Genomic DNA, 25,624 nt, shown 5'->3' on the forward strand with positions numbered 1-25,624 from the left:
TCCTTTTAAAATAGTATTAACAACTTTCATTCGGTGTCAGAAATACATCACTAATGCCATTAAGCTTCCTTATTCTAATGCCAAACTTGAAGCAACCAACAAGCTCATCAAAAATATTAAACGAAATGCTTTTGGTTACAGGAACTTTGACAACTTTAAAAAACGCATTTACCTCACTTTAAACAGCAAAAAAGCGAGAACATCATTTGTTCTCGCTAGAGCTTAACTTTGCCACCCACTACAGTTGATAAAGTGTTTGAAATTTTCTCTTTTAAACGAATGAGACTAGGCAGTCCGTTTATCACAATAAATGGAATCTTAGAAGGCTTTTGAAAGTCGTATTTAATTTGCTTTCCCTTGCAATAATTGCACTTAGGAGGGGGATAATCTAGTGTAGCTATAATCTCTATATGATAGTAGAAAAGAATAGTATGTAGTATAGAGAACTATTCTTTTAGTTGTTTCACCAGCTGGTAGAACTTTTTTCCAAAATAAACTAATAGGGAAAAACTTAGGATAAGTATAAGATATGGAGAAGAACGTTTGACTTTAAATAATGTAGAATTATCCTTACTTGTGATGACATTTAAAATAGATGTTTTATTAATTGTTTTATTAATGGTTTTTTGTGGTACTTGGTAGGTTGTTTCTACTCTTTTTGCATTAACAAGATAGCGTTGATTATACTGTGGGGCATTAGTACAGGTCATTAGAGTAATAGTGTCTTGACCTGAGACTGGTTTCAGTTTATTGCTATCATATTCATCAATTATCTCTTTACTGTAAACCGAATAGATTAATGTTTGGTTCAAAAAAATGATAAAGATTTTATCCCCCTTTTTTAATTCTGGAATAAAATTAAAAGACATATTGTTGTAAGTAATCCTATGACCTGCAATAATAGGACGTTGTCCTTTAATTCCCAAAGGTGCACCTGTTCCTACTAAAGTGGCGACACCTTTAGTCAATTTGTTATAATCAGCATCAAGGTATAAGTCAAAACGTTGTCCTAAAGAAGGAATGACAATTTGTCCCCATACTTTATTTGTATCAAGTACAGTAGAGTATGGACTATTTTGTCCATTCTTTTTTTCCGTAAAAACATCCCGTATAGGAGTAGAGATAGTTGTTTCTTTTATGGCACTATAAATTCTTTTGAGATTTACTTGACTATTCTCTTGGTAAGTGATAAACGCTTGATTGGTTTCTAGTTGTGCAATATCATAGTGAACCATTAATACGAACGGATAACTTAAGATTATTAGACCAATTAGTAAGAGACTGAGTCCAAATATTTTTTTCTTTTTCATAGCTTTCTTCCTTTTTTACATATCAGTCGACAAATCAAATAAACAATAATTCCTAAAAGAAATAGTGACATGATAACGATAAACCATTTATATTGACTAAAGAAATTAATCTGACTATCTTTAGCGACTTTTCTTTTTGGTAAATTGATACGTTCTCCACGAACTAATAATCGATGTGAATTTATCATATAGGGTGTACAAGTTAATAGTGTTGCATAATCATGATAATCATCCACTAGAATCGGTGTAAAATCATCAGGTTCAACTATTAATATTTGATCAACCTTATAAGCTAACGTCTCTTTGATATTAGTAATATAGAAAAAATCTCCAATCTTTAATTTATTGAGATCTGTAAAAAGACGTTCAGTTGGAAGCCCACGGTGAGCCGTAATAACTGTATGTGTACCTTTACCCCCGATTGGAAGACTAGTTCCTTCAAGGTGACCAGCACCTTTTTGTAAAACGTTTTCACTAGTTCCTGCTCTACAAGGGATTTTTTGATCGATTTTAGGAATAGTAATGTAACCAATTTTTTCTTGTAATTGAATCATTCGAGCATATTCAGCAATCCCAGCTTTTTCTTTATTTGTAAATGGGTCACCTAATTTTGCAGGTGAAAGAGTTCGATTATAAGCTTTAGCTAATTCAATACGGTGTCGTATTTCATAAGGATTTACTTTTTTACACTCTTCTTCAAATTGATTGGTCTCTTGTTTAGAAATATATTGATAGTAGGTTTGACTTGCGAAAGGAAAAAAAATAGTAAATAAGCCAATGGTGATTAAAAGACGATAAAGAAATTTTCCGAATTTAATTGGTTGCTTCATGGCATCCTCCTATCTTTTGCTGATAGTCTTTTTAATTTCATTTTAAAAAGAATAAATGAGAGGATAAGAATAATAAAACTAATAGCAATATATAGTATTGGAATATTAAAAATTGCTGTTCTTAAATTTGTTTCCTTATCTTTTGGATGATAAGGAACACGGTGTCCTCTAACGAGAAGGCGATGAGAATTAATCATGTAAGGTGTGCAAGTTAAGAGAGTTACATAGTCTTTCCCGGGTATGATAGCTAATTTATCAATCTGTGTAGGTGTAATTACGGTGATAGAATCAACTTCATATGCTATGACTTCCTTAATATTAGTAATAAAAAACTTATGACCCATTTTTACTTTGTTTAAATCTGTAAATAAACGATTTTTGGGAAGCCCTGTATGTGCAGTTAAGACAGAATGAGTATTTTTACCACCTATTGGAAGACTTGTTCCTTCAAGATGACCGACACCTTTTTGAAGAACATTTTCAGAGGTACCTGCAAAAATCGGAAGATTAACACCAATAGCTGGAATAGAAATACTTCCAATTTTTTCATTGATTTCTAGCATTCTAGCATATTCTTTTAGTCCTTTTTCTATCTTTTCTCTAGTATATGGATCTGTAATGGTAACGTTTCGTAAAGATTTATTATAGTCTCTTGCTAAGACAATACGATTGGAAATTTCTGATTCTGATAAAGTCTTAGAGCCAGAATTGAAGTCAATGATTTCTTGTTTATTAATAATATTATAGTAAATTTGGCTAATAACAGGATAACAGGTGATTAATATACCAAGAATAATGATAAACGATGTTAAAACTCTTATAATCTTTTTCACTTTTATACCTCCTCGTTAACTCCTATCTTCACACCTCATTCTATAAAAAATGATAGAGAAAAACAAATAAAATAATGAAATAGAGTATTTTCAAAAAGAAAATGTAGGTAAAACAATAAAAAAAGCATAATATTTATGGAATTTTCAGAAAATAATTGCTGAATTAATGAAAATGAATAAATAATAAAAAAAGTTGTGCTTTTATTTTTTCTTTTTTAAAAAAATATTATAATGTAGTTAGAGGTTGGAGGATAATAGCATAAGGAGGTTGAAAATGAAAGAGAGAATAAGCGTTTGTAAATTTACTTATTTAAGTTTTTTTTAAAAAAACTATTAGTTAGCAAACAAATAGTTATGGCGGGTTTTCTTTCCATTATTTTAATTTATTCCGCTCTGTTATGTCCTATTGTATATGCAATAGATAGTAGCAAGGGATTGTCTCAATCAGAAAATGTGGTTCAACAAGAAAAATCACAAGAAAAGGAAGTTGCAATTTTCTTAAAAAATAAAGAAACAGATGAAAATATCAATAATGTAGGGATTGAGATTCGAGAAAGGGATAGTAATAATATTGTTGAGAAATGGGCAACAAGTGATGAAATTAAAAAAATCAATCTAAAAATTAACAAAGAGTATCTCATTAAAGTTAACAGCGTTAAAGAATATGATGCTTTTGATGATGAAATATTTAAGATTGATGAGAACGGTGATGTTTTTGTTTTATCGGATGGTAATCAGTGGGATAAAGAAGAAAAATCCGGGACTTTGATTTTGTCAATGAGACCAAGTATAGATTCTGGAAACGATAAAACGACGAATGATGATTCATCGGACAAAGAAAATACACTTAAGGCTGAAGAAAAGAAGATTTTAACAGTTACTCTTCCTAAGATAAATGTTTATGATGCTGAGGATAATACAAAAGATTGGTATCCTGCTTCCTTTATGTTTTATAAGGAGAGTGAACCTGAAATGATATTGGCAAGTTGGGTAAGTGCAGAAGATTCTCCGACACTTGATTTAGAAGTTGGAGTAGTTTATGATTTGAAAGAATCTGATGTCTATCAATTTGAAGATATTGATAAACCTATAAAAATTAGAATCACTGCAAATGGTAAGTTTGAACAGTATATAGATGATAGTTGGAAAGAAGTAGATGTTATCAATATTGCTATCAAAAAGTCAAAACGTTCTAAACTATTGCGTGCTTCACGTGGTATCATAAAGCCTGAACCAATTACAGAAGGTGACATTGCCCCTTTTAATAATCTGCAGATCATTAAAAATATGCCATCATCTTCTAAAGTAGAAATTATGGCTATTGGTAGTCAAGTTGACAAACATGTTCGTGTAACGGGAGGTAATCAAACACAGTCAAATAATAGAGTTCATGGTGGTGATTATAGGATTGAAGAGAGAGGCTATGGACTTGATCCTAATATTAAAAAGGCCATGGATAATAATTCCAGAGGAGCGATCTTAGTGAGATTTAAACCTTCAAACAAAACGTCTGATAGTGAATATTTAACAAATCCAAATTATGGTTGGGACGATGAAGATTTGTCGTTAAATACAACAAGAATGTGGGTTAAAGTTAGATATACTGATGCAGCTTATTATGACGGACAGTTGGTAGATGCAATTGCTACAATTAGTGTTACACCTTATAAAAATAGAACAATCGATACTGGCAATGGTCATAGTGATTACAGTAAATCACAGTATTATCCACTCATTGAAATTAGTGACTTGTTATTTGGTGGTTGGGTTTGGCAGAATGTTAATGAATTTCAGGTTGACTTGCAGTTTGTTCCAAAAGGTGGTGACGAAAGTCAAGCTATACTTATGCCTGAGGGTGATTTAAAGAGTAAAAATGCTGCTTATTACACTATCAATTCGTTGGATCCTGAATCGGTGCCTTCTTGGGATACGCCGAATCCAGCAGCTTATGGGCCTGAATCAGTTGTACCAGCTGAGGGAACTGTATCTGGTGCCTATGTAGTTCCAAATTCTAATATTGTTACATCATATGAAGGTGGACCAAATGGTACTCAAACTGCCTATAACGGGGGTGCTACACCTTGGGGAACAGCTGCCGAACGTGAGTCGATTGATGATGTTCCTGGATCCGATACGTGGTCGCTTAACTCTGTACTTTTCACAACTTCAGCAACGACACATATCACTGTAACTCTTGGAAATCTTGAAAGGAATCCTATTCAACAGAAAGTTCCACGTACGAATTATGTATGGGCAACAATTAGTACGGAGGCCTTTACTAATAATTTCGTTAAGTATATTGATATTCCAATTCAAAAAGTTTGGCAAGACGAAGAAAATAGCCATGAATCAGTGACTATTGATTTGTATGCAGTCTGGACTGCAGATGGAAAAGAAGGTGAAACACTGTTTCAATCTCAAACATTGAGTGATGAGAATAATTGGAATACAGTCTTCAAGCAGGTACCAGATCAAGAATCTTTGGAAAAGATAATTCGTAAAAACTTTACTCAGGATGCAAAAGAAATCAAATATAAGGTTCGGGAACGTGAGATTCCCTCTGATTATGAGTCCATTGATAGCGGAGATTCAAGTGCGGAGACTGGTTTTACAGTAACAAATAAAAAAGTCAAAACTGGTCTAACTATTACTAAAAAGTGGCAAGAAAATGGTGCTGCTATTGATAATGAATCTACAAAGGATTTTGGTCAGATAAAAGTGACTTTAAAGCGTAAAGTTGGTAATTTAGTTGATGCTACTTTTCAACAAGATGTTGAACTCTTATATGATACTGATGCTACTAAATCTTGGAAGAAGTCAATTGATGGGCTACCAATAGCAGATGAAAAAGGTGTAAATTATACCTATTTTATCGAAGAAGATATGAGTACCATTCCTGATTTCTTCTATATTAAAGATTATTTGAACAATGGTATTGAATTATCACAAACAAAGGATAATAATCATTTGGGTGTAACAAATAATCGTGAGATCAGTCAATTAATTATTCAAAAAAAATGGTACAACAAAGATGGAAAAGAAATAAGTAATGAAAAATTACCAAAATCTTTGAGCGTAAAACTTTACCGAACAACTGATGGCTCAACTAATAATGGTGAGTTATATAAAGAAGTAAGATTGGAACGTCAAAAAAATGACGGAAAATATACCTGGGCAATAACGGAATCAGTACCAGTTCGTGATAGTGGTGGAAGTTATTACACTTACTACATCGAAGAAGATGTTCCAAAAGGGTATTTGGAAATTAGTGATGATAATGATAAATTTGTAAAATATTCAGATGATAATGCTACATCTGATGTAACATTGACTCTCAAGAATAAAGTGAATCCTACCTACCCGGTAACGGGTGGTATCGGTATATTACCATTTATCTCGATTGGGTTAGTTATATTATTAATGGCAGTAATGTTATATTACATGCAAAATAGAAAGGAAATTTAGGAGGAAGGAAAAATGAAAAAGATTACCCAACTCTTGTTTACAACTTTTGCAGCTCTAAGTTTGGTATTTTCAGCACTTGGATCTGTAACTGCCTTTGCCCAGGATAATGCACCTGGTACTGACGACAAATACGATGTTGTTTTGACTAAAGTTAAAATGCCCAATTTAGACGGTTGGCCAAATCAAACTGGTAAGGATGGTACAGTATACACTGGTCAAGAACTTAATATAGGGGCTTATTTTGAAACTACCGAAACTGTTCAAGGCGCTTATTTTGAAGTGCATAAAGGCAGTGTTGATGGCGAAATTATCGAAGATGGTCTTACAGACGCAGATGGCAACATCACATTCACCAATCTAGCTGCAGGTAAATACTTTATTGTTGAAAATAAAGAAAAATCTGAAGTATCTGGTAATGAAGAACTTGCTAATTCTGCTGCTGTACCACTTGAAATTGAACTTCCAGTTTTTAAAGCTGACGGAGGATGGTATACAACTGGAGAAGATGCTGTTCATGTTTATCCAAAGAATACTGTTGATAAACCAACAATTGATAAAGTTGTCAATGAAAAAGACAAACATGGTACAGCACTAATTGGTGAAACAAAAACTTTCAAAGTTTCTTCAGTAATGCCCGAAGGAATTGCTGACTATAAAGTTTTGAAATTTGATGACGAATTTTCAAAAGGATTAAGTTATCAAGGAAATCTTAAAGTCCAATTGAATGATGCAGATATTGATACAAATAACTATACTCTTACAGCTCCATCTGTAGGAACAAAAAATGCAAAAATTACAGTCGCATTCACTAAGGCTTACATTGCTACTCTAAAAGCTGGTGATGAAATTACTATTTCATACGATGCAACAATTAATGAAGATGCTGTACTCGGAGCGGAAAATCCTAATGATGTAAAAGTCGTTTATGGTACAAATCCTTCAAAACAAAAAGAAGATACTCCTGAAAATCCTGAGCTTCATACAGGTGGTAAACGTTTTGAAAAAGTGGATAAAGCAACAAGCAAAAAGCTATCTGATGCTGAATTTGTTGTAACAAACGAAGCTGGAGATAGATATTTGAAACAGACTGTTTCAAATGATGCGGTTATTAAGAACGAATGGATATCTTCTAAAGATGATGCAACTGTCTTCAAGTCAGATGAAAGTGGTTATTTCGAAGTTATTGGATTACCTTATGGAGATGCTGATCAAGCTGCAGAATATGGTGAAACAACTTATAAGATTGTTGAAACAAAGGCTCCAAAAGATTATGCGCTTTTACAACAACCAATTGAATTTGTAGTGAACTCTTCTTCTTATTATGAAGATCCAACAGCTGTTGTGCTTAAAAAATCTGATTCTCAAGAAGTAAAGAATAATAAAGTTACTATTCCACAGACTGGTGGTATTGGTTCGATTATTGTTGTTGCGGTGGGGGTTGTTCTAGCAGTTGTAGGTTTATTTGTAAAACGTCGTGTTACTAAATAAACTGTTTTAGAAAACATGAGGTAGGCAAGATTTTCTTGCCTCTTCAGTAAAGCGTTCAACAATGGAACGCTTTACTGAAGAAGAGAAAAGGAGAGATGTTAGGTATGAAACTACAATCTTGTCTGAAGAATTTTGTTTTTTGTTTATTATCCTTGATAGTGATTTTTCACGTTTTTACTATTCCAGTACATGCTCAAGATGATACTGATGCTGCTATTACTATAATAAAATTAAAAAATAGTGAAGACTCAAGTCAGGCTGTTCCTATTTCTGGGAGTTCTTATAGTTTATTTAAGATAGCTCCTACCGAAGAGTTAAGTGTAGATAATCAAAAAGCTTTAGTTCTTAAGTATGCTGATAAAACTATTGAAGATTTGAAGTCTATGGCCTATGACGGAGAATATTATAATAGTGAAGTGACGGATTTGAATGGTTCAACAACTGTTTCGAATATGACGCCAGGTGTTTATTATGTTGTGGAGGTTAATCAACCCTCGAATATTCAGCAGCTTTGGAAGAGTGTACCTTTTGTTGTACTGCTCTTACCTAATCAACCTACTACAGTTTATCCTAAAACAGAAGAAAATAATTTACCAGCAATGGCGACTTATACGGTCAAAAAAAAGTGGGTCGGAAAGGAACTTAGTAGTGTAATTGTTAGATTAAAAAAATCTGGAAGAATCGTTGATACTGCAGAATTAAATAGTAGTAATAATTGGTCATTTACTTTTTCAAATTTACTTGTTGACGCTACATATTCTGTTGAAGAAGTTGTCCCCCAAGGATATGCAGCAACTTACACAAAAATGTCAAAAAAACAAGGTATGATAATTACTAATACTGAATTAACAAAAAATCAAATACCGATTATTAAAACAGGAACTTTTGGAATTTATTTATTGATTGGGATTGCCTTAGTTCTTATTGCTTTGGGTTACCGATTTTATAAATCAAATAAATTTTAATAGTGTTATTGTTAGTTAATCAGTTTAGGTATAGTAAATAATGAGAGGAGATTAATTAAATCTCCTCTTTTTTATGCGATTAAAGTAGACTATTTTAAATTTCAATGTTATAAAGATTTGATTATATATTTTTTAGATATCAATAAGCTGCCCTGGGGCAATCTTTTTATAACGTGATTAGCTAAATAGAATTATTCGAATCGTTTTGCTAGAGGTGTTAGGTATTTTATAAGAATTTTGTCTGATTTGGTTGTACCATACATAGGTAAATTCGTTTATAACTTGTTTCAATTCCTCGATAGTATCATATCAGTATTGGCTAAATTAATGAATGGTAATACCATTCTATTGTGGTATGTCACTTAGAGTACCTGACGACTCATATTTTGTGAAATGCATAATGATGAAGAAATTCTTTTGAACTGAACATATTTATCTGAACTTTGATTGCTCACAAGGATGTTTTGCTAAAGGGGAAATAGCTAAATCAGCCGTAATTTTCTTCACGTTTTTACTTGCAACTACACTACGGTTATATAAATCAATGATTGTACAGTTATATTGAACAGTTCTGCTATACATCACATGTAATTAGGTTCAGTTGAGGCAAAGATTTATTTGAGGAGTTTTAGAAAGACTCTATGAATGTTACCTTTCTATCGTTCGATTTCCTTATTCGAGAAATACTAACTAAGTTTAGTCATTTATTCATATATTTGTGAACGGTAGTTTTAGAAAGATAGATATCTCGTCTTTCTAGAAAAAACTTTCATGAATCTGTGAGCGATATTTCCATTGTACTCATGATAAATAATTTGAATTGGACTAAGAAGAGTTTGCTCTTATCAATGATAGTCGCTTGTTTCTTTTTTGAAATAATTGTAATGAGCGTTAGAATGAATGTTCATATGTAGAAATAGACATCTCAAGACTTATTTTTCTTTATAATTATCAATAAAATGATATGTCTTTATTCGATTCTCTTTGCAAAGAATGACACAGTTTTTTAAGAAGTCATTTGCTTTTTCTGATTCAGTTTTTTTCTGGTGTCATTTGCGAACTTTTTTCATAAGTTCAAGATTTGATTTTTCCATTTAGGTTTGACTGGTATTCTTTACGATAAGCACGTACCTGATTCGAGATTGAGGCTGAAGATATACCATATTTAGCAGCTAAGCTCTTTAACGTTTAATCAAATATAAAGTTAAACAATCTTTTGATGAACTTCATTTGGATAGTGTTTTGTGACACTTTTCCTATTTTAACTCATTAAGTAATAGTGTTACCAATTTACTACACCAGAACAATCTCATTAATTACTGCTTTTTCTGAAAAAATAGTGTAAAATAGTAGGGAATAATTTAAAAGGTTTGAAAGCCTTTAGATATGATAAAAGGAGTGCTAAAATGATTTTAGTTACAGGTGCCAATGGGCAACTAGGAACAGAATTACGTTATCTTTTGGATGAACGTGGTGAGGAGTATGTAGCGGTTGACGTTGCAGAAATGGACATCACTAATGCTGAAAAAGTTGATGAAGTATTTGCACAAGTAAAACCAACACTTGTTTACCACTGTGCGGCATACACTGCGGTTGATGCGGCTGAAGATGAAGGTAAAGAACTTGATTACGCGATCAACGTGACAGGTACTGAAATTGTTGCTAAAGCAGCAGCAAAATACGGTGCAACTCTTGTTTACATCTCAACTGACTATGTTTTTGATGGTAAAAAACCAGTTGGTCAAGAATGGGAAGTTGATGATACTCCAGATCCTCAAACTGAATATGGTCGTACAAAACGTTTGGGCGAAGAAGCAGTTGAAAAATACGCTAAAAACTTCTACATCATCCGTACTGCTTGGGTATTTGGTAACTACGGTAAAAACTTTGTCTTCACAATGCAAAATCTTGCCAAAACTCATGACACATTGACAGTTGTTAATGACCAACACGGTCGTCCAACATGGACTCGTACTTTGGCAGAATTCATGACTTACTTGACAGAAAACCAAAAAGAATTTGGTTACTACCACTTGTCAAATGACGCTACTGAAGATACAACTTGGTATGATTTTGCAGTTGAAATCTTGAAAGATACTGATGTTGTCGTTAAACCAGTTGATTCAAGCCAATTCCCAGCTAAAGCAAAACGTCCACTTAACTCAACAATGAGTCTTAAAAAAGCAAAAGCTACAGGCTTTGTTATCCCAACATGGCAAGAAGCTTTGAAAGAATTCTACAAACAAGACGTTAAAAAATAATAATTAGAAACGAGGGTGTAAGCCTTCGTTTTTTATGCGTAAAAGCAGTAATAATTTTAGTATAACAAGAAAAAATGGTTAATAGGGCCAAAAAAAATAGGTGGTATAATTATGGTTGCTATTATTGAAAGAAATCGAGATTTTAAGTTTTTGACTAATAAGGAATTCTTAGAGTAGGCAAAGATTAATTCGAAAAAAGGGAACTACTTTGTCGAAGGCACTTGATTTATTTGTTAAGCAAGTGGCTATTACCGGAGAAATTAATCTGATGAGTGAAGAAGAGCTTGAAAAAGAAAGATTGTTTAGACAACTTCAAACAGAGGTAAATGAAAGTATAGCAGAATATAAAACTGGAAAATATTATACTGAGGAAGATTTAAATGAACGATACGGTTTATGAGATTGTTTTCCAAAGTAATGTGATTACAAAACTAGATGAAATATATGACTCAATAGCTAGAGAGCTTTCTGCTCCGATTACTGCAAATAAAAAAATTAAAGAAATTCGAGATAATATATCTCTATTGAAAATATTTCCTGAAGCTGGTTTTGATGCAGATGATAAATTTGGAAAGGTAATAGGTTCCAATAACAAAAGGAGGGGAATCACTTTAAAAAGAGATTATATTGTTTTATATTTTATTGATGATAATCAAAGACGTGTAGTTGTTACAAATTTATTTTCAACAAAAAGTGATTATATGAGACTTTTTAAGTAGACTAAGAAAAGAAACCTCCTCTTGAATTTTTGGTACTTCAGGAGGAGATCTTTGTTATATTTTTCAAAGGTTAACTATTCGTGATTTAGGATTGTTGCGCCTTCAAAATCATCCATCATATGTAAGTTACTTTTTTCCTTGAAAGGGTTAGATAGTTCAGTTGTTAACAATTTAGAATTGTTTTGCTCTTACTTAATCTTTATTGGTTTTACTGTAAAAGCCATTAAAATCCCTTCCTTCTCATTAGGTATAGAGTATGGGAAGAATCTTTTCCTGTCAATTAATATATCGTTCGGTTTTTCTTTTTATTTTCAGGCTTCTTATCTTTTTTTCGTTGTCCTTTTGCCTATTATATGATATATTAGTAGTAAAAGATTGTAATAAAAATGTAATATAAATTGTAATATAAATTGTAAGGTGAGTGTGATGGTAGTGAAGAAAGATATGAACTCAAATGGGCATCGTTTATTAATTCAAAAGTTACTTGTCAGCATTCATTACCTAACACTTTTCAAAGATGAGATTGTTTTGGTCGAAAAGACACCATCATTGCTTGGTGATTCTTTTTCACTTAATACTGTCCAATCAGAGTTAGGTGAAATTTTGTCTTCTGTGGATGCGCTTTCTAAGCAAGAAAAATTGATTAAATCAACTTTTTGGTATGATGAGCCTTCATTCAGATTGATGAATCATGCTTTGGATATTGTAGGTAGCTGGGTGCGTGGCATTGACCACGTTTTAGAAATTTGTGAATCTAAGTCAGTTTTTCAAGCGATTTTAGGTGACAATCGTCAGCGTGTTTTCGGAATTTTGATTGATGTGTTTACATCTTTGCGAGTGACTAATATGTCAATCAAGGAAGAGTCTGAATACCCTGTTTTGATTGACCCTCTACAAGTTGTTGAGTATAAAAAAAGAGAAGTCAAAAAAGCTGAATTATTTGCTAAGATTGATGCTTTAGTTCCGAGAAAATTAGAGCAAGTTCACACTGAAAGCGAAGAGACTAAAGCAGAGTCTATTCCAGAATTACTGGCGAAAGAATTAGCCAAAAGAGAAGAAGCTGTAAATCCCGAAAAAGTTCTTGGACCAACTGAGTTAGAAGAAGTTGCCCCTGAAGTTAGTGAAGAAGTTGAAAATCAAGAAGTTGATGAGGATACAGCTGAACCTGCTGTTTCTGAAGTGTCAGAGGAACCTGAATCAGTTGAAGAAAACTCTTCTCAAGAAGAAGTGCCAGCCGAAGAAAAAAATGGCGCAACCGATGATGAGGTAGTTTCTCAGCCTGATCTAGAAGATTCTGCTGAGGATGAGAAAGTTGCTCAAGAAGAATCAAGTCAGCTTTCTGAAGAAAAATCAGAACAAGAAGTCTCTGAAGAAGTTCCTGTTGAAATTGCTGAGCAAGAAGTTAATGATGACCCGACTGAGTCAGGAGAGTTAGAAGTCTCTAAAGTTGATGTTCAAGCAGAATCAACTGAATTAGATGTAGACGAAAAAGTATCAACTGATGATAGCGAAGTATCTGATTCTGAGGAAGAAGAGTCAAAAGAGTCTGATTATCCAGAAATTACTCGTGAAGATGCTATTAAACAATTCCGCAGCTTCTTGTTTGACCATAAAGGTCTGTTGTGTGTCTTGGATGCTAGAGATGATTTGGAGCATGAAATCAAGTTCTACAATGTTTTTGACCGTTTCTACGGAGCTTTTGACAACGTATCGGACTGTTTGATTCTTTTGGAAAATATTTTAGATGATATTCGAAAACGTCCAAAAGAAGTTTTTGATAAAGAAGGAAACTTGATTAGTGAGCCAACTGAACCAATCAATCTTTTGATTTATGGAGGAGATATTTTGATGAAAGATAGCCGTTTTGAAACACTGATGTCTGAATTATCACCATTTTATCATCGCTCAGATTTACATGTTTATTCTTATAAAGCTTATGAATAGTAAAAACGTCCTTTGGGCGTTTTTTTGTAAATGAGTGTTGACAATCAAAAAAAATAGCGATATAATAATAAAAATTTGAAAACCTTTAATTAAGTCCAGAGAGACTTTCAAGGTTACTGTAAAAAAGAGTTTTATCTCTAATAAAAGGTGTGTGTATGCGTTTGTGTACACTGCTTATTTTGCTGTAACCTTGCCTTCTGGCGAGGTTTTTTTGTGTGAAAGGAAGACTATGACTTCTAAAGAAAAAGCATCTGTGCTAAAAGAAGATTTGTTGATTGTTAGTCAAAGAGAGATTGCACCTCGTATTTTTGAGATGAAACTTTCTGGTGAGATGGTTTTGGATATGGCTCCAGGGCAGTTCTTGCATCTTCGTGTTCCAGATCCAAGCAAGTTACTTCGCCGTCCAATTTCAATCTGTCAGATTGATAAGCTAAATAAAATTGCAACGATTGTTTATCGTGTTGAGCGTGCTGGTACAGCAACTTTATCACAGCTAAAAGCAGGTCACCGTGTCGATGCTATGGGACCTCAAGGAAATGGTTTTGATCTGTCAGTGATATCTGCTGGACAAACAGCTTTGCTTATCGGTGGAGGAATTGGAGTTCCACCATTGGTTGAAACAGCTAAACAGCTAGCTGCCAAAGGGGTGAAAGTGATTTCTGTGCTTGGGTTTGCTAATAAGGACGCAGTCATTTTAGAAGATAAATTCTCAGCCTACGGTGAGGTTTATGTGACAACTGATGACGGATCATATGGTATTAAGGGCTATGTCTCAACTGTTGTAGATGAATTGGTTGAAAAACAGTCCTTCGATGCGATTTATTCTTGTGGAGCGCCAGGCATGCTCAAATATGTTGACAAGAAATTTGAAAATCACCCACACGCCTTTTTGTCAATGGAATCTCGCATGGCTTGTGGTATGGGAGCTTGTTATGCTTGCGTGGTTCATTTGCGAAATGCTAAAGAAGCAGCTAACAAGCGTGTCTGTGAAGATGGGCCAGTCTTTGAAACTGGTAAAATCATTTTATAGGGAGGTAAGATGATGTCAGAAAATCGTTTAGCAGTTAGTCTTCCAGGAATTGATTTGAAAAATCCAATTATGCCAGCGTCAGGATGTTTTGGTTTTGGGCAAGAATACGCCAAATACTATGATTTGGATAAACTTGGTTCTATCATGATTAAGGCAACGACGCAGGAAGCGCGTTTTGGAAATCCTACGCCTCGAGTGGCAGAAACACCTTCAGGAATGTTGAATGCTATTGGTCTTCAAAATCCTGGTGTTGATGTGGTTTTATCAGAAAAACTTCCGTGGTTAGCTGAGCATTTTCCAGAATTACCCATCATTGCAAATGTCGCTGGTTTTTCAAATGATGAATACGCTTATGTGTCTGAAAAAATCTCAAAAGCACCAAATGTTAAGGCTATTGAGCTTAACATCTCATGCCCAAACGTTGACCATGGAAATCATGGGCTTTTGATTGGTCAGGTGCCAGAATTAGCATACGCTGCTGTTAAGGCTAGTGTTGAGAATTCTGAGGTTCCTGTCTATGTGAAATTAACACCGAGTGTTGCTGATATTACAACGGTTGCTAAAGCAGTTGAAGAAGCTGGTGCGACAGGATTTACCATGATTAATACTTTGGTTGGTATGCGTTTTGATTTGAAGACTCGTAAACCAATTATTGCTAATGGTACAGGTGGGATGAGTGGCCCAGCAGTCTTTCCAGTTGCGCTTAAGCTCATTCGTCAAGTAGCTCAAAGTTCGGATTTACCGATTATCGGTATGGGTGGTGTTGATTCGGCAGAAGCTGCACTTGAGATGATGATTGCTGGCGCGTCAGCAATCGGTGTTGGAACAGCTAACTTTGCTGATCCATATGCATGTCCAAATATCATCGACCGTTTGCCTGAGGTCATGGATCAATATGGTATCACTGATCTTGAAACACTCCGCCGTGAAGTCAGACAAGAATTACGCGGCAAATAAGTTCTGCTATTTTATTAAAAAGTCAGTAAATTTTTGACTTTGAAATTCAAAAAAGCTATAATAATTACAATTGAATAACCTTTAATTGAGTCCAGAGAGGCGAGAAAGGTTCGTGAAAAATAAAAAGATATTTTCTTTGACTAATGGGTGTTTGCTACCCTAGTTTTCGTGTAACCTCGCCCTCGGGCGGGGTTTTCTTTATAGAAAAAGGAGAAAAAATGCACGAAAGTCGTCCGATTATTGCTCTTGATTTTCCATCGTTTGATGATGTGAAATCATTTCTTGCTTTGTTTCCAGCTGATGAGAAACTTTATGTCAAGATTGGTATGGAACTTTATTATGCTGAGGGACCAGAGGTTGTACGCTATGTCAAATCTCTAGGACATTCAGTCTTCCTAGATTTGAAGTTACATGACATTCCAAATACGGTCAAATCAGCTATGCGTGTTCTTTCAAATCTGGGTGTGGATATGACTAATGTTCATGCGGCTGGTGGTGTTGAGATGATGAAAGCTGCGCGTGAAGGGCTTGGGCAAGGTCCGAAACTTATCGCAGTTACACAGCTAACGTCAACATCTGATGAGCAAATGAAATCTGACCAAAATATCCAGACAAGCCTTGTTCAATCAGTTTTGCACTATGCGAAGAAAACTCAAAAGGCAGGACTTGATGGTGTTGTTTGCTCAGCAAATGAAGTGGCTGTAATCAAGGATGAAACATCAGATGATTTTATTTGCTTGACGCCTGGTATTCGACCAGCTGGGTCAGCTGTTGGAGATCAAAAACGTGTCATGACGCCGAGTCAAGCAAGTGCAATTGGATCAAGTTATATTGTCGTTGGACGTCCAATTACAAAAGCAGAAGATCCGGTTGCAGCTTACAAGGCTATTTACGACGAATGGAACGCTTAGTACTTGAATACTAACGCTAATATAATTTTTAAAAGTTTAGAAAAGAGGAATACGATGACTTTAGCATCACAAATTGCATCAGATTTGCTTGATATTCAAGCTGTTTACTTGAAACCAAATGATCCATTTACTTGGGCATCTGGTATTAAATCACCAATTTACACAGATAACCGTGTGACTTTATCATACCCTGAAACACGCACTTTGATTGAAAATGGTTTTGTTGAAAAAATCAAAGAAGAGTTTCCAGAAGTTGAAGTAATCGCTGGTACTGCAACAGCAGGTATCCCACACGGTGCCATTATTGCTGACAAGATGAACCTTCCGTTTGCCTACATTCGTAGTAAACCAAAAGATCACGGTGCAGGTAACCAAATCGAAGGTCGCGTAAGAAAAGGTCAAAAAATGGTTGTTGTTGAAGACCTTATCTCAACTGGTGGTTCAGTGCTTGAAGCTGTAGCTGCGGCAGAACGTGAAGGTGCTGATGTTATTGGTGTTGTAGCAATTTTCACTTATGAATTGCCAAAAGCAACTGAAAACTTTGAAAAAGCAGGAGTTAAACTAGTAACACTTTCTAATTACACAGAATTAATCAAAGTTGCTAAGGTTCAAGGTTACATCACTGCAGATGATTTGAATTTATTGCGTAAATTTAAAGAAAATCAAGAAACTTGGCGTGATTAAAAAGTTAGTATTTGGCTACTAAGGTTAAAAGCTTTGGTGGCCTTCTTGGTTTAAAGGTTGAAAGGAGTTATAATGAAAGTATCGTCAACATTTAAACATCATGTTTTACCAGATGTTTATGCTAAAAAAGCTAGCGTTCAAGTGAGAGGAAATGCGGTGATTTCTTTCCCGTTTACGATTGAGGATGTACCTGAAGGAACTAAGACGTTTGCTTGGACATTTGTAGACTATGATTCGATTCCAGTTTGTGGCTTTGCTTACATTCATTGGGTAGTTGCTAATGTGCCAGCAGATATGACAGCAGTTCCTGAAGATTTCTCTCGTTTGGATGCTAAGCATACACATGGTAAAAATAGCTTAGTTAGCAAATTTTTAAATGAGGACAATTCTGATATTTATGATGGCTATATGGGGCCATATCCACCGGATAAAGACCATATCTATACCCTTACAGTCTACGCTTTAGATTGTGAATTACCATTGGAAAATGGATTCTACATGAATGATTTACTACATGCTATGGATGGTCATGTCTTGGCAAAAGAAAAGCTAGATTTAGTAGGGAAATACTAAAACTAACGAGGAGTGAACATGCAACATTCAACATGGCATGAGTTAATCAAACAGGAATTACCAGAGCATTATTTTGGACGAATTAATCAATTTATGGATAGTGTTTATCAGCAGGAATTGGTTTATCCGCCACGTGAAAAAGTCTTTAATGCGATTCAGACAACAGCATTAGAAGATGTTAAAGTTGTTATCATTGGTCAGGATCCTTATCATGGTCCTAATCAAGCACAAGGTCTATCATTTTCAGTACCAGAAGATATCCCAGCTCCGCCATCTCTTCAAAATATTTTGAAAGAGTTGGCTGAAGATTTAGGGCAACGTGATCATCATGATTTGACACCCTGGGCTCAACAAGGGGTGCTTTTATTAAATGCTTGTCTGACTGTTCCTGCGGGTCGAGCTAATGGGCATGCTGGCCAAATTTGGGAACCATTCACAGATGCTATTATCAAGGTGGTCAATCAAAAAGAAACGCCAGTCGTTTTCATCTTGTGGGGCGGATTTGCTCGTAAGAAAAAAGCTTTGATTACTAATCCGATTCACCATGTCATTGAAAGTGCGCATCCAAGTCCACTCTCAGCTTATCGAGGATTTTTTGGTAGTCATCCTTTCTCAAAAGCTAATGCTTACTTAACAAAGGATGGCCTTGAACCAATTGATTGGTTGAAATAATAGGAGTTTAACATGTTACTTATTAAAAATGGTCGTGTCGTTGATCCAAAATCTGGTTTTGATCAGGTAGCGGACGTTCTTGTTGATGGTAAAAAAGTCGTGAAAATTGCTGATTCTATTGAAGAATCTAGCGCTGAAGTGATTGATGCGACAGGTCTTGTTGTGGCACCTGGTTTGGTAGATATCCACGTCCATTTCCGTGAACCTGGCCAAACACACAAAGAAGATATTCATACTGGTGCACTCGCTGCGGCGGCAGGAGGCTTTACATCAGTTGTTATGATGGCAAATACGACGCCGACTATTTCTGATGTTAAAACATTGAAAGAAGTACTAGCTAGCGCTAGTAAAGAAAAAGTTCACGTTTATACAAATGCGACTATCACTAAAAATTTTGATGGTCAAAATTTGACTGATTTTAAAGCATTGCTTGAAAATGGAGCACTTAGTTTTTCTGATGATGGTATTCCGCTTCAAAGTTCAAAAGTTTTAAAAGAAGCGCTTGATTTGGCAAAAGAAAATAATACCTTTGTTGCTGTGCACGAAGAAGATCCTGAGTTAAATGGTATTCTTGGATTTAACGAAGGCATTGCACATGATAAATTCCATTTCTGTGGTGCTACAGGTGTAGCAGAATATAGCATGATTGCGCGTGATGTTATGATTGCTTACGACCGCGGTGCTCACTTGCACATCCAACACTTATCAAAAGCTGAATCTGTGAAAGTGGTCGAGTTTGCTCAACAACTAGGTGCTAATGTGACTGCAGAAGCAGCACCGCAGCATTTCTCAAAAACAGAAGATTTGCTTTTGATTAAAGGGTCTGCAGCTAAGATGAATCCACCACTTCGTACTGAAAAAGACCGCTTGGCAGTTATCGAAGGATTGAAATCTGGAGTTATTTCAGTGATTGCGACAGACCATGCACCACATCATGCTGATGAAAAAAATGTTGAAGACATTACAAAAGCTCCATCAGGTATGACAGGACTTGAAACATCATTGTCACTAGGTTTAACAAATTTAGTGGCTACAGGTGATTTGACACTTTCAGAATTGTTGGCTAAGATGACTATTAATCCCTCATCAATGTATGACTTTGATGCGGGCTATTTAGCTGAAAATGGCCCTGCAGATATCGTTATCTTCGCTGATAAGGAAGAACGCATTGTCTCTGATAAATTCGCCTCTAAAGCCTCAAATTCGCCATTTATCGGTGAAAAACTACAAGGTGTGGTCAAATACACTATCTGTGACGGTGAAGTTGTCTATCAAGCTTGATAAGTGCAGAAGAAAAGGATTAGCCTAAAGCTAGTCCTTTTTAGTTTTTTCTTGATGACTTAGATTTAATCCCCAAGGGACCAAGTTTTCCTCACGGTTTTGGATACGTGTAATATTATCTTTGTGTCGTACAATAATAATACTTGCAATAAGGATAATCAGTAAAGTAAACAACAAATCATAATGTGGTAGCAAAAAGCCAAAGGCTGGGAAAATCAGAACGCTAAGCACTGCAACACCAGCTGAAACAACACTTGATAATGAAATCATACTGAAAAGATAAAGAGTGATAACAAAGATTACAACAAGATATAGAAGAAATAGCGGTGCAAATCCAAGAAGGACACCAGCGCTTGTTGCAACAGCTTTACCACCTTTAAAGTTTGCAAAAATCGGGAAAGTGTGTCCGATAATAGCAAATAAACCAATCAAAACTGCAGATACCTCTGGAGCGCTAAAAATAACCGGTAGGAGAGCTGCTAGAGTCCCTTTTAGCATGTCAATAATAAATGTAATGATACCTGCTTTAGTGCCTAGTACTCGGAAAGTATTGGTCGTTCCAGTGTTTCCGCTACCATGCTCTCTTAAGTTAGTGTGGTAGAAGTACTGACCAATCCAAAGTCCAGTTGGGATTGACCCCAACAAGTAAGCAATCACAATCATAACTAAAATTTTCATGTTTTCATTATAACATAATAGACCGCTATGAAAAGGGAAAATTTGAAAAATAAATAACTTGAGAAGCCAAAGTAAATTTGTGATAACGCTTTAAATTTGATATACTATTTCATGCAAAAATTGGTGATTTTCCTTGTAAAATCGTCATTGGTTTTGATTTTTTTTGCAAAAATCTGAAAAAACTTGTAAGATAAAAAAGATGAATTATTTGGAGGTCGCTTTTGGCTAAAAAAGAAATTAATGTAAATAATTATAATGACGATGCCATTCAAGTATTAGAAGGACTGGATGCTGTACGCAAACGTCCCGGAATGTACATCGGTTCAACAGATGCGACAGGACTACATCACTTAGTTTGGGAGATTGTTGATAATGCCGTTGATGAGGCGCTTTCTGGTTTCGGTAATCAGATTGATGTCATCCTTAACCAAGATGGTAGTGTTACCGTAAAAGACCAAGGACGCGGTATGCCAACTGGTAAGCATGCTATGGGGATTCCTACGGTAGAAGTTATTTTCACAGTGCTTCACGCTGGTGGTAAATTTGGTCAAGGAGGCTACAAGACTTCTGGAGGTCTACATGGTGTAGGTTCTTCAGTTGTTAATGCTCTTTCAAGCTGGCTTGAAGTTGAAATCACTCGTGATGGTGCAGTTTACAAGCAACGTTTTGAAAATGGTGGAAAACCTGTAACAACACTTAAGAAAATTGGTACAGCACCTAAATCAAAATCAGGGACAACTGTTACATTCATGCCTGATGATAAGATTTTTTCAACGACAGATTTCAAGTTTAATACCATTGCTGAACGTTTGAAAGAATCAGCCTTCTTACTTAAGGATGTCACCTTGACATTAACAGACGAACGTCCAGAAGAAGCAGAGCATTTGGAATTCCACTATGTAAATGGTGTTCAAGATTTTGTTGAGTATCTTAACGAAGACAAGGAAACATTGACGCCAGTCATTTGGGTTACTGGTGAAGACCAAGGCTTCCAAGTTGAGGTTGCTCTTCAGTACAATGATGGTTTCTCTGATAATATTCTTTCATTTGTTAATAATGTTCGTACAAAAGACGGTGGTACTCATGAGACTGGTCTAAAATCTGCTATTACCAAAGCAATGAATGACTATGCTCGTAAGTCAGGGCTTTTGAAGGAAAAAGATAAGAATCTTGAAGGGTCAGATTACCGCGAAGGTCTTTCAGCTGTGCTTTCTATCCTTGTCCCAGAAGAACACTTGCAATTTGAGGGGCAAACGAAAGATAAACTTGGAAGCCCACTAGCTCGTCCGATTGTTGATAGTATTGTTTCTGAAAAATTGACTTTCTTCCTTTTGGAAAATGGTGAAGTAGCATCAAATCTTGTTCGTAAAGCGATTAAAGCGCGAGATGCCAGAGAAGCAGCACGTAAAGCGCGTGATGAATCCCGTAACGGCAAGAAGAATAAGAAAGACAAAGGTCTTCTTTCTGGTAAATTGACACCAGCGCAATCTAAAAATCCTAAGAAAAATGAGCTTTATCTGGTCGAAGGGGATTCTGCCGGCGGTTCAGCTAAACAAGGACGTGACCGCAAATTCCAAGCCATTTTGCCATTGCGAGGTAAAGTCTTAAATACAGCAAAAGCTAAGATGTCTGATATTGTGAAAAACGAAGAAATCAATACCATGATTTACACAATTGGTGGAGGCGTCGGTGCAGATTTTAAAGTTGAAAATTCAAACTACGATAAGATTATTATCATGACCGATGCGGATACCGATGGTGCTCACATTCAGACACTTTTGCTAACATTCTTTTACCGTTACATGCGTCCGCTTGTTGAGACTGGACATGTTTATATTGCCCTTCCTCCTTTGTACAAAATGTCAAAAGGAAAAGGCAAAAAAGAGCAAGTTGAGTACGCTTGGACAGATGGTGAGTTAGAAGAACTTCGTCAAAAATTTGGTAAGGGTGCTCAATTGCAACGTTACAAAGGTCTTGGTGAAATGAATGCAGACCAGCTTTGGGAAACAACTATGAATCCTGAAACACGTACTCTAATTCGTGTAACGATTGAAGACTTGGCGCGTGCTGAACGCCGTGTCAACGTCCTTATGGGCGACAAAGTTGAGCCGCGTCGTAAATGGATTGAAGACAACGTTAAATTTACTCTAGAAGAAAATACGGTGTTTTAAGCTCACTGTTGCTGATTCTGGAGAAACTTATTTTTAACGTTTATTTGATGATATTTTACATAAATATGATTATGTGAAATATTTTAGACAGAGCGACTCAAATTTAATTATTTATTTGTGATAAAAAGGATAAGAAACATGTCAAATGTACAAAATATGTCTCTTGAAGACATTATGGGGGATCGTTTTGGACGATATTCCAAATATATTATTCAAGAGCGGGCTTTGCCAGATATTCGTGATGGTTTGAAGCCTGTTCAACGTCGTATCCTTTATTCGATGAATAAGGACGGCAATACTTTTGATAAAGGTTTCCGTAAATCGGCAAAATCTGTCGGTAATGTTATGGGGAATTTCCACCCGCACGGTGATTCATCTATTTATGACGCTATGGTGCGCATGAGTCAGGATTGGAAAAATCGTGAAACCTTGATTGAAATGCATGGTAACAATGGTTCTATGGACGGTGATCCGCCGGCAGCCATGCGTTACACTGAAGCACGTTTGTCAGAGATTGCTGGCTACTTACTTCACGATATTGATAAAAATACTGTTCCGTTTGCTTGGAACTTTGATGATACTGAAAAAGAACCAACGGTTTTGCCAGCTGCCTTTCCTAACCTTTTAGTTAATGGTGCAACAGGTATTTCAGCTGGATATGCAACTGATATTCCGCCACACAACTTGGCTGAAGTTATTGATGCAGTTGTTTACCTTATCGACCATCCAAATGCAAAACTAGATAAATTGATGGAATTCTTGCCGGGACCCGATTTCCCTACTGGGGCGATTATCCAAGGTAAGGATGGTATTCGTAAGGCTTACGAAACTGGTAAAGGACGTGTTGTTGTTCGTTCGCGCACTGATATTGAGACTCTTCGTGGTGGTAAAAAACAAATTGTTGTCACAGAAATTCCATACGAAGTCAATAAAGCAGTACTTGTTAAAAAAATCGATGATGTTCGTGTGAATAATAAGGTTCCTGGCATTGCTGAAGTGCGTGACGAGTCAGACCGTGATGGTCTTCGCATTGCTATCGAACTCAAAAAAGATGCTGACGAACAAACTATTCTCAATTATCTTTTGAAATATACTGACTTGCAAGTCAACTATAACTTCAATATGGTTGCTATTGATAACTACACACCGCGTCAAGTTGGTATTATTCCGATGTTGACAAGTTATGTTGCGCACCGTAAAGAAATTATTGTTGCACGTTCAAAATTTGATAAAGAAAAAGCTGAAAAACGTCTTCACATCGTCGAAGGTTTGATTCGAGTGATTTCGATCCTTGATGACGTTATTGCGCTTATTCGTGCGTCTGAAAATAAAGCTGACGCTAAGGAAAACCTAAAAATCAGCTACGATTTTTCAGAAGAACAAGCAGAAGCAATCGTTACTTTGCAATTGTACCGTTTGTCAAATACTGACATTGTTGCACTTGAAAACGAAGAAGCAGAGCTTCGTGAACGTATCACGATGTTTAAAGCTATTATCGGTGACGAGCGTACTATGTACAATGTTATGAAACGTGAGTTACGTGAAGTTAAGAAGAAATTTGCAAATCCACGTTTAACAGAATTGCAAGCAGAAGCAGAAACAATCGAAATTGATGTTGCAAGCTTGATTGTGGAAGAAGATACGTTTGTCAGCGTAACAAAAGGTGGTTACATCAAACGCACCAGTCCACGTTCATTTAATGCTTCTACAGTTGAAGAAATTGGTAAACGTGATGATGATGAATTAATCTTCGTTTCTCAAGCCAAGACGACGCAACATTTGCTGATTTTTACAAATCTTGGAAATGTGATTTATCGTCCAGTTCATGAGTTGACAGATATTCGTTGGAAAGATATCGGTGAACACTTATCACAAACAATCACTAATTTTGCAACGGATGAATCTGTCCTTTATGCGGAAATTGTTGATGAATTTGGACCACAAACGTATTTTGCTGCTACAAAACTAGGTCAAATCAAACGCTTTGAACGCAAGGAAATATCGCCTTGGCGTACTTATAAATCAAAAGCGGTTAAATATGCTAAATTGAAGAATGACGATGACATGATTGTGACAATTTCACCAATTGCACTTGATGATGTCATGGTGGTTACACACAATGGTTATGCCCTTCATTTCAATATTGATGAGGTGCCGGTTGTGGGTGCGAAAGCAGCAGGGGTTAAATCTATTAACCTCAAGGATGATGATTTTGTTGTGTCGACTTTCATCGCCAATACAGAAAGCTTCTTTATTTTGACACAACGTGGTAGCTTGAAACGTATGTCAACTGACTTGATTCCAGCTACAAATCGTGCTAACCGTGGTTTACAAGTACTTCGAGAACTCAAGTCTAAACCACACCGCGTCTTTATGGCAGGAGCAGTAAACGCTTCAAATGATGTGCAAAATATTGATTTATTTAGCAGTGAGCCACTTGATTCTGATAAGATTGAAACTCTAGAAGTTTATTCGAATAAGGGTAACATCTACAATGCTATCTTGGAGGATTTAACACTTTCAGAACGTACAAGTAATGGTTCGTTCATTTCAGATAAAATTTCTGATGAAGGCGTCTTTAGCGCAAGAATTAAATAATTACAAAAGGAGGCTGAGACAAATGTTCTCAGTTTCTTTTTTTGAAGCTGTAATGAGTAAAATGCAGTGGTTTGGAGAGACTCTGTTTGCTTTAGTTAACTTAGAGTTTTCCATGCACAAATGAAATAAGCGCTTTACTGTCAATCACTGCTGAGCAATCAAGTTTCAACTAAACTACTAATTCGCTTTTCAGTTTTTAAGCTCATGAATAACATCTCCACTAGCGACTTTATTTGCCTCACCTCTGTTTTAAA

General features: G+C 35.7%; 21 protein-coding genes and 1 pseudogene. 17 read left to right on the forward strand and 5 right to left on the reverse strand.

Translation table 11 applies throughout. The features are described from left to right. Positions 1-226: ISL3 family transposase (locus HMPREF0819_RS08585; protein ID WP_004231383.1), on the forward strand; the 226-nt coding region annotated here is incomplete at its 5' end. Between the two features lie 37 nt (positions 227-263). On the opposite strand, the pseudogene HMPREF0819_RS09100 reads toward HMPREF0819_RS08585, so the two are convergent. The 4 genes and pseudogenes from HMPREF0819_RS09100 to HMPREF0819_RS01520 all read right to left on the reverse strand — a co-directional run. Continuing rightward, positions 264-413 (reverse strand): annotated as a pseudogene (locus HMPREF0819_RS09100) (ISL3 family transposase); the annotation flags it as partial. A gap of 33 nt (positions 414-446) precedes the next feature. Beyond that, a complete protein-coding gene (locus HMPREF0819_RS01510) occupies positions 447-1,310 on the reverse strand; it encodes a class C sortase (RefSeq protein ID WP_004231384.1) in 864 nt (287 codons plus the stop codon). Then, a complete protein-coding gene (locus HMPREF0819_RS01515) occupies positions 1,307-2,140 on the reverse strand; it encodes a class C sortase (protein ID WP_004231386.1) in 834 nt (277 codons plus the stop codon). Before HMPREF0819_RS01515 ends, HMPREF0819_RS01510 begins: the two co-directional genes overlap by 4 nt. Next, complete coding sequence (locus tag HMPREF0819_RS01520) at positions 2,137-2,973, reverse strand: class C sortase (protein ID WP_004231388.1); 837 nt, start codon at positions 2,971-2,973, stop codon at positions 2,137-2,139. The genes HMPREF0819_RS01515 and HMPREF0819_RS01520 overlap by 4 nt, the downstream gene beginning before the upstream one ends. Positions 2,974-3,327: 354 nt before the next feature. Between HMPREF0819_RS01520 and HMPREF0819_RS01525 the strand changes: the two genes are divergently transcribed. From HMPREF0819_RS01525 to HMPREF0819_RS01590, 14 genes are all read left to right on the forward strand, one after another. Continuing rightward, entirely contained in the window at positions 3,328-6,438 is a 3,111-nt protein-coding gene (locus HMPREF0819_RS01525; RefSeq protein WP_004231390.1) for a Cna B-type domain-containing protein, read from the forward strand. 12 nt (positions 6,439-6,450) lie between these two features. Beyond that, on the forward strand, positions 6,451-7,926 hold the full coding sequence (locus HMPREF0819_RS01530; protein ID WP_004231391.1) for a SpaH/EbpB family LPXTG-anchored major pilin: 1,476 nt from the start codon (positions 6,451-6,453) through the stop codon (positions 7,924-7,926). Positions 7,927-8,030: 104 nt separating this feature from the next. Then, a complete protein-coding gene (locus tag HMPREF0819_RS08530) occupies positions 8,031-8,891 on the forward strand; it encodes a Cna B-type domain-containing protein (protein ID WP_160113163.1) in 861 nt (286 codons plus the stop codon). Positions 8,892-10,297: 1,406 nt separating this feature from the next. Next, positions 10,298-11,152, forward strand: a complete 855-nt coding sequence (rfbD, locus tag HMPREF0819_RS01540; protein WP_004231395.1) for a dTDP-4-dehydrorhamnose reductase — start codon at positions 10,298-10,300, stop codon at positions 11,150-11,152. A gap of 208 nt (positions 11,153-11,360) precedes the next feature. After that, on the forward strand, positions 11,361-11,552 hold the full coding sequence (gene relB, locus HMPREF0819_RS01545) for a type II toxin-antitoxin system RelB/ParD family antitoxin (protein ID WP_004231398.1): 192 nt from the start codon (positions 11,361-11,363) through the stop codon (positions 11,550-11,552). Then, on the forward strand, positions 11,533-11,871 hold the full coding sequence (locus tag HMPREF0819_RS01550) for a type II toxin-antitoxin system RelE/ParE family toxin (protein WP_004231400.1): 339 nt from the start codon (positions 11,533-11,535) through the stop codon (positions 11,869-11,871). The genes relB and HMPREF0819_RS01550 overlap by 20 nt, the downstream gene beginning before the upstream one ends. A 426-nt stretch (positions 11,872-12,297) precedes the next feature. Next, positions 12,298-13,815 carry a hypothetical protein gene (locus tag HMPREF0819_RS01555; protein WP_004231403.1) on the forward strand — a complete coding sequence of 506 codons (1,518 nt, stop codon included), beginning with the start codon at positions 12,298-12,300 and terminating at the stop codon, positions 13,813-13,815. A 229-nt stretch (positions 13,816-14,044) separates the two neighbouring features. Further along, on the forward strand, positions 14,045-14,845 hold the full coding sequence (locus HMPREF0819_RS01560; RefSeq protein ID WP_004231406.1) for a dihydroorotate dehydrogenase electron transfer subunit: 801 nt from the start codon (positions 14,045-14,047) through the stop codon (positions 14,843-14,845). Positions 14,846-14,857: 12 nt separating this feature from the next. Then, positions 14,858-15,802, forward strand: coding sequence for a dihydroorotate dehydrogenase (locus HMPREF0819_RS01565; RefSeq protein ID WP_174221168.1), 945 nt, complete (start codon positions 14,858-14,860; stop codon positions 15,800-15,802). A 218-nt stretch (positions 15,803-16,020) separates the two neighbouring features. Beyond that, entirely contained in the window at positions 16,021-16,713 is a 693-nt protein-coding gene (gene pyrF, locus HMPREF0819_RS01570) for an orotidine-5'-phosphate decarboxylase (protein ID WP_004231411.1), read from the forward strand. Positions 16,714-16,767: 54 nt separating this feature from the next. Further along, positions 16,768-17,397: an orotate phosphoribosyltransferase gene (gene pyrE, locus HMPREF0819_RS01575; RefSeq protein WP_004231413.1), complete on the forward strand. Its 630-nt coding sequence runs from the start codon at positions 16,768-16,770 to the stop codon at positions 17,395-17,397. Positions 17,398-17,469: 72 nt separating this feature from the next. Continuing rightward, positions 17,470-17,970: a YbhB/YbcL family Raf kinase inhibitor-like protein gene (locus tag HMPREF0819_RS01580; RefSeq protein WP_004231415.1), complete on the forward strand. Its 501-nt coding sequence runs from the start codon at positions 17,470-17,472 to the stop codon at positions 17,968-17,970. An 18-nt stretch (positions 17,971-17,988) separates the two neighbouring features. Then, entirely contained in the window at positions 17,989-18,642 is a 654-nt protein-coding gene (locus HMPREF0819_RS01585) for a uracil-DNA glycosylase (RefSeq protein ID WP_004231417.1), read from the forward strand. Between the two features lie 12 nt (positions 18,643-18,654). Beyond that, entirely contained in the window at positions 18,655-19,923 is a 1,269-nt protein-coding gene (locus HMPREF0819_RS01590; RefSeq protein WP_004231419.1) for a dihydroorotase, read from the forward strand. A gap of 30 nt (positions 19,924-19,953) precedes the next feature. Here HMPREF0819_RS01590 and plsY read toward each other — a convergent pair whose 3' ends face one another. Then, positions 19,954-20,601, reverse strand: a complete 648-nt coding sequence (gene plsY / locus HMPREF0819_RS01595; RefSeq protein WP_004231421.1) for a glycerol-3-phosphate 1-O-acyltransferase PlsY — start codon at positions 20,599-20,601, stop codon at positions 19,954-19,956. 221 nt (positions 20,602-20,822) lie between these two features. Between plsY and parE the strand changes: the two genes are divergently transcribed. Together parE and parC are read left to right on the forward strand one after the other, a co-directional pair. Continuing rightward, positions 20,823-22,772, forward strand: a complete 1,950-nt coding sequence (gene parE / locus HMPREF0819_RS01600; protein WP_004231423.1) for a DNA topoisomerase IV subunit B — start codon at positions 20,823-20,825, stop codon at positions 22,770-22,772. A gap of 138 nt (positions 22,773-22,910) precedes the next feature. Further along, on the forward strand, positions 22,911-25,370 hold the full coding sequence (gene parC, locus HMPREF0819_RS01605; RefSeq protein WP_004231427.1) for a DNA topoisomerase IV subunit A: 2,460 nt from the start codon (positions 22,911-22,913) through the stop codon (positions 25,368-25,370). Positions 25,371-25,624 lie beyond the last annotated feature (254 nt).

The organism is Streptococcus equinus ATCC 9812, from assembly GCF_000187265.1.
Classification (GTDB): Bacteria; Bacillota; Bacilli; order Lactobacillales; family Streptococcaceae; genus Streptococcus; species Streptococcus equinus.

Bases quoted from the DNA above. Each gene is read 5' to 3' on its own strand.
- parC (WP_004231427.1), top strand. From the start codon at position 22,911: ATGTCAAATGTACAAAATATGTCTCTTGAAGACATTATGGGGGATCGT.
- HMPREF0819_RS01510 (WP_004231384.1), bottom strand. From the start codon at position 1,310: ATGAAAAAGAAAAAAATATTTGGACTCAGTCTCTTACTAATTGGTCTA.
- HMPREF0819_RS01555 (WP_004231403.1), top strand. From the start codon at position 12,298: ATGGTAGTGAAGAAAGATATGAACTCAAATGGGCATCGTTTATTAATT.
- HMPREF0819_RS01525 (WP_004231390.1), top strand. From the start codon at position 3,328: ATGGCGGGTTTTCTTTCCATTATTTTAATTTATTCCGCTCTGTTATGT.
- HMPREF0819_RS01515 (WP_004231386.1), bottom strand. From the start codon at position 2,140: ATGAAGCAACCAATTAAATTCGGAAAATTTCTTTATCGTCTTTTAATC.
- HMPREF0819_RS01560 (WP_004231406.1), top strand. From the start codon at position 14,045: ATGACTTCTAAAGAAAAAGCATCTGTGCTAAAAGAAGATTTGTTGATT.
- HMPREF0819_RS01585 (WP_004231417.1), top strand. From the start codon at position 17,989: ATGCAACATTCAACATGGCATGAGTTAATCAAACAGGAATTACCAGAG.
- HMPREF0819_RS01550 (WP_004231400.1), top strand. From the start codon at position 11,533: ATGAACGATACGGTTTATGAGATTGTTTTCCAAAGTAATGTGATTACA.
- HMPREF0819_RS01580 (WP_004231415.1), top strand. From the start codon at position 17,470: ATGAAAGTATCGTCAACATTTAAACATCATGTTTTACCAGATGTTTAT.
- pyrF (WP_004231411.1), top strand. From the start codon at position 16,021: ATGCACGAAAGTCGTCCGATTATTGCTCTTGATTTTCCATCGTTTGAT.
- plsY (WP_004231421.1), bottom strand. From the start codon at position 20,601: ATGAAAATTTTAGTTATGATTGTGATTGCTTACTTGTTGGGGTCAATC.
- HMPREF0819_RS08530 (WP_160113163.1), top strand. From the start codon at position 8,031: ATGAAACTACAATCTTGTCTGAAGAATTTTGTTTTTTGTTTATTATCC.
- HMPREF0819_RS01530 (WP_004231391.1), top strand. From the start codon at position 6,451: ATGAAAAAGATTACCCAACTCTTGTTTACAACTTTTGCAGCTCTAAGT.
- HMPREF0819_RS01565 (WP_174221168.1), top strand. From the start codon at position 14,858: ATGTCAGAAAATCGTTTAGCAGTTAGTCTTCCAGGAATTGATTTGAAA.
- pyrE (WP_004231413.1), top strand. From the start codon at position 16,768: ATGACTTTAGCATCACAAATTGCATCAGATTTGCTTGATATTCAAGCT.
- rfbD (WP_004231395.1), top strand. From the start codon at position 10,298: ATGATTTTAGTTACAGGTGCCAATGGGCAACTAGGAACAGAATTACGT.
- HMPREF0819_RS01590 (WP_004231419.1), top strand. From the start codon at position 18,655: ATGTTACTTATTAAAAATGGTCGTGTCGTTGATCCAAAATCTGGTTTT.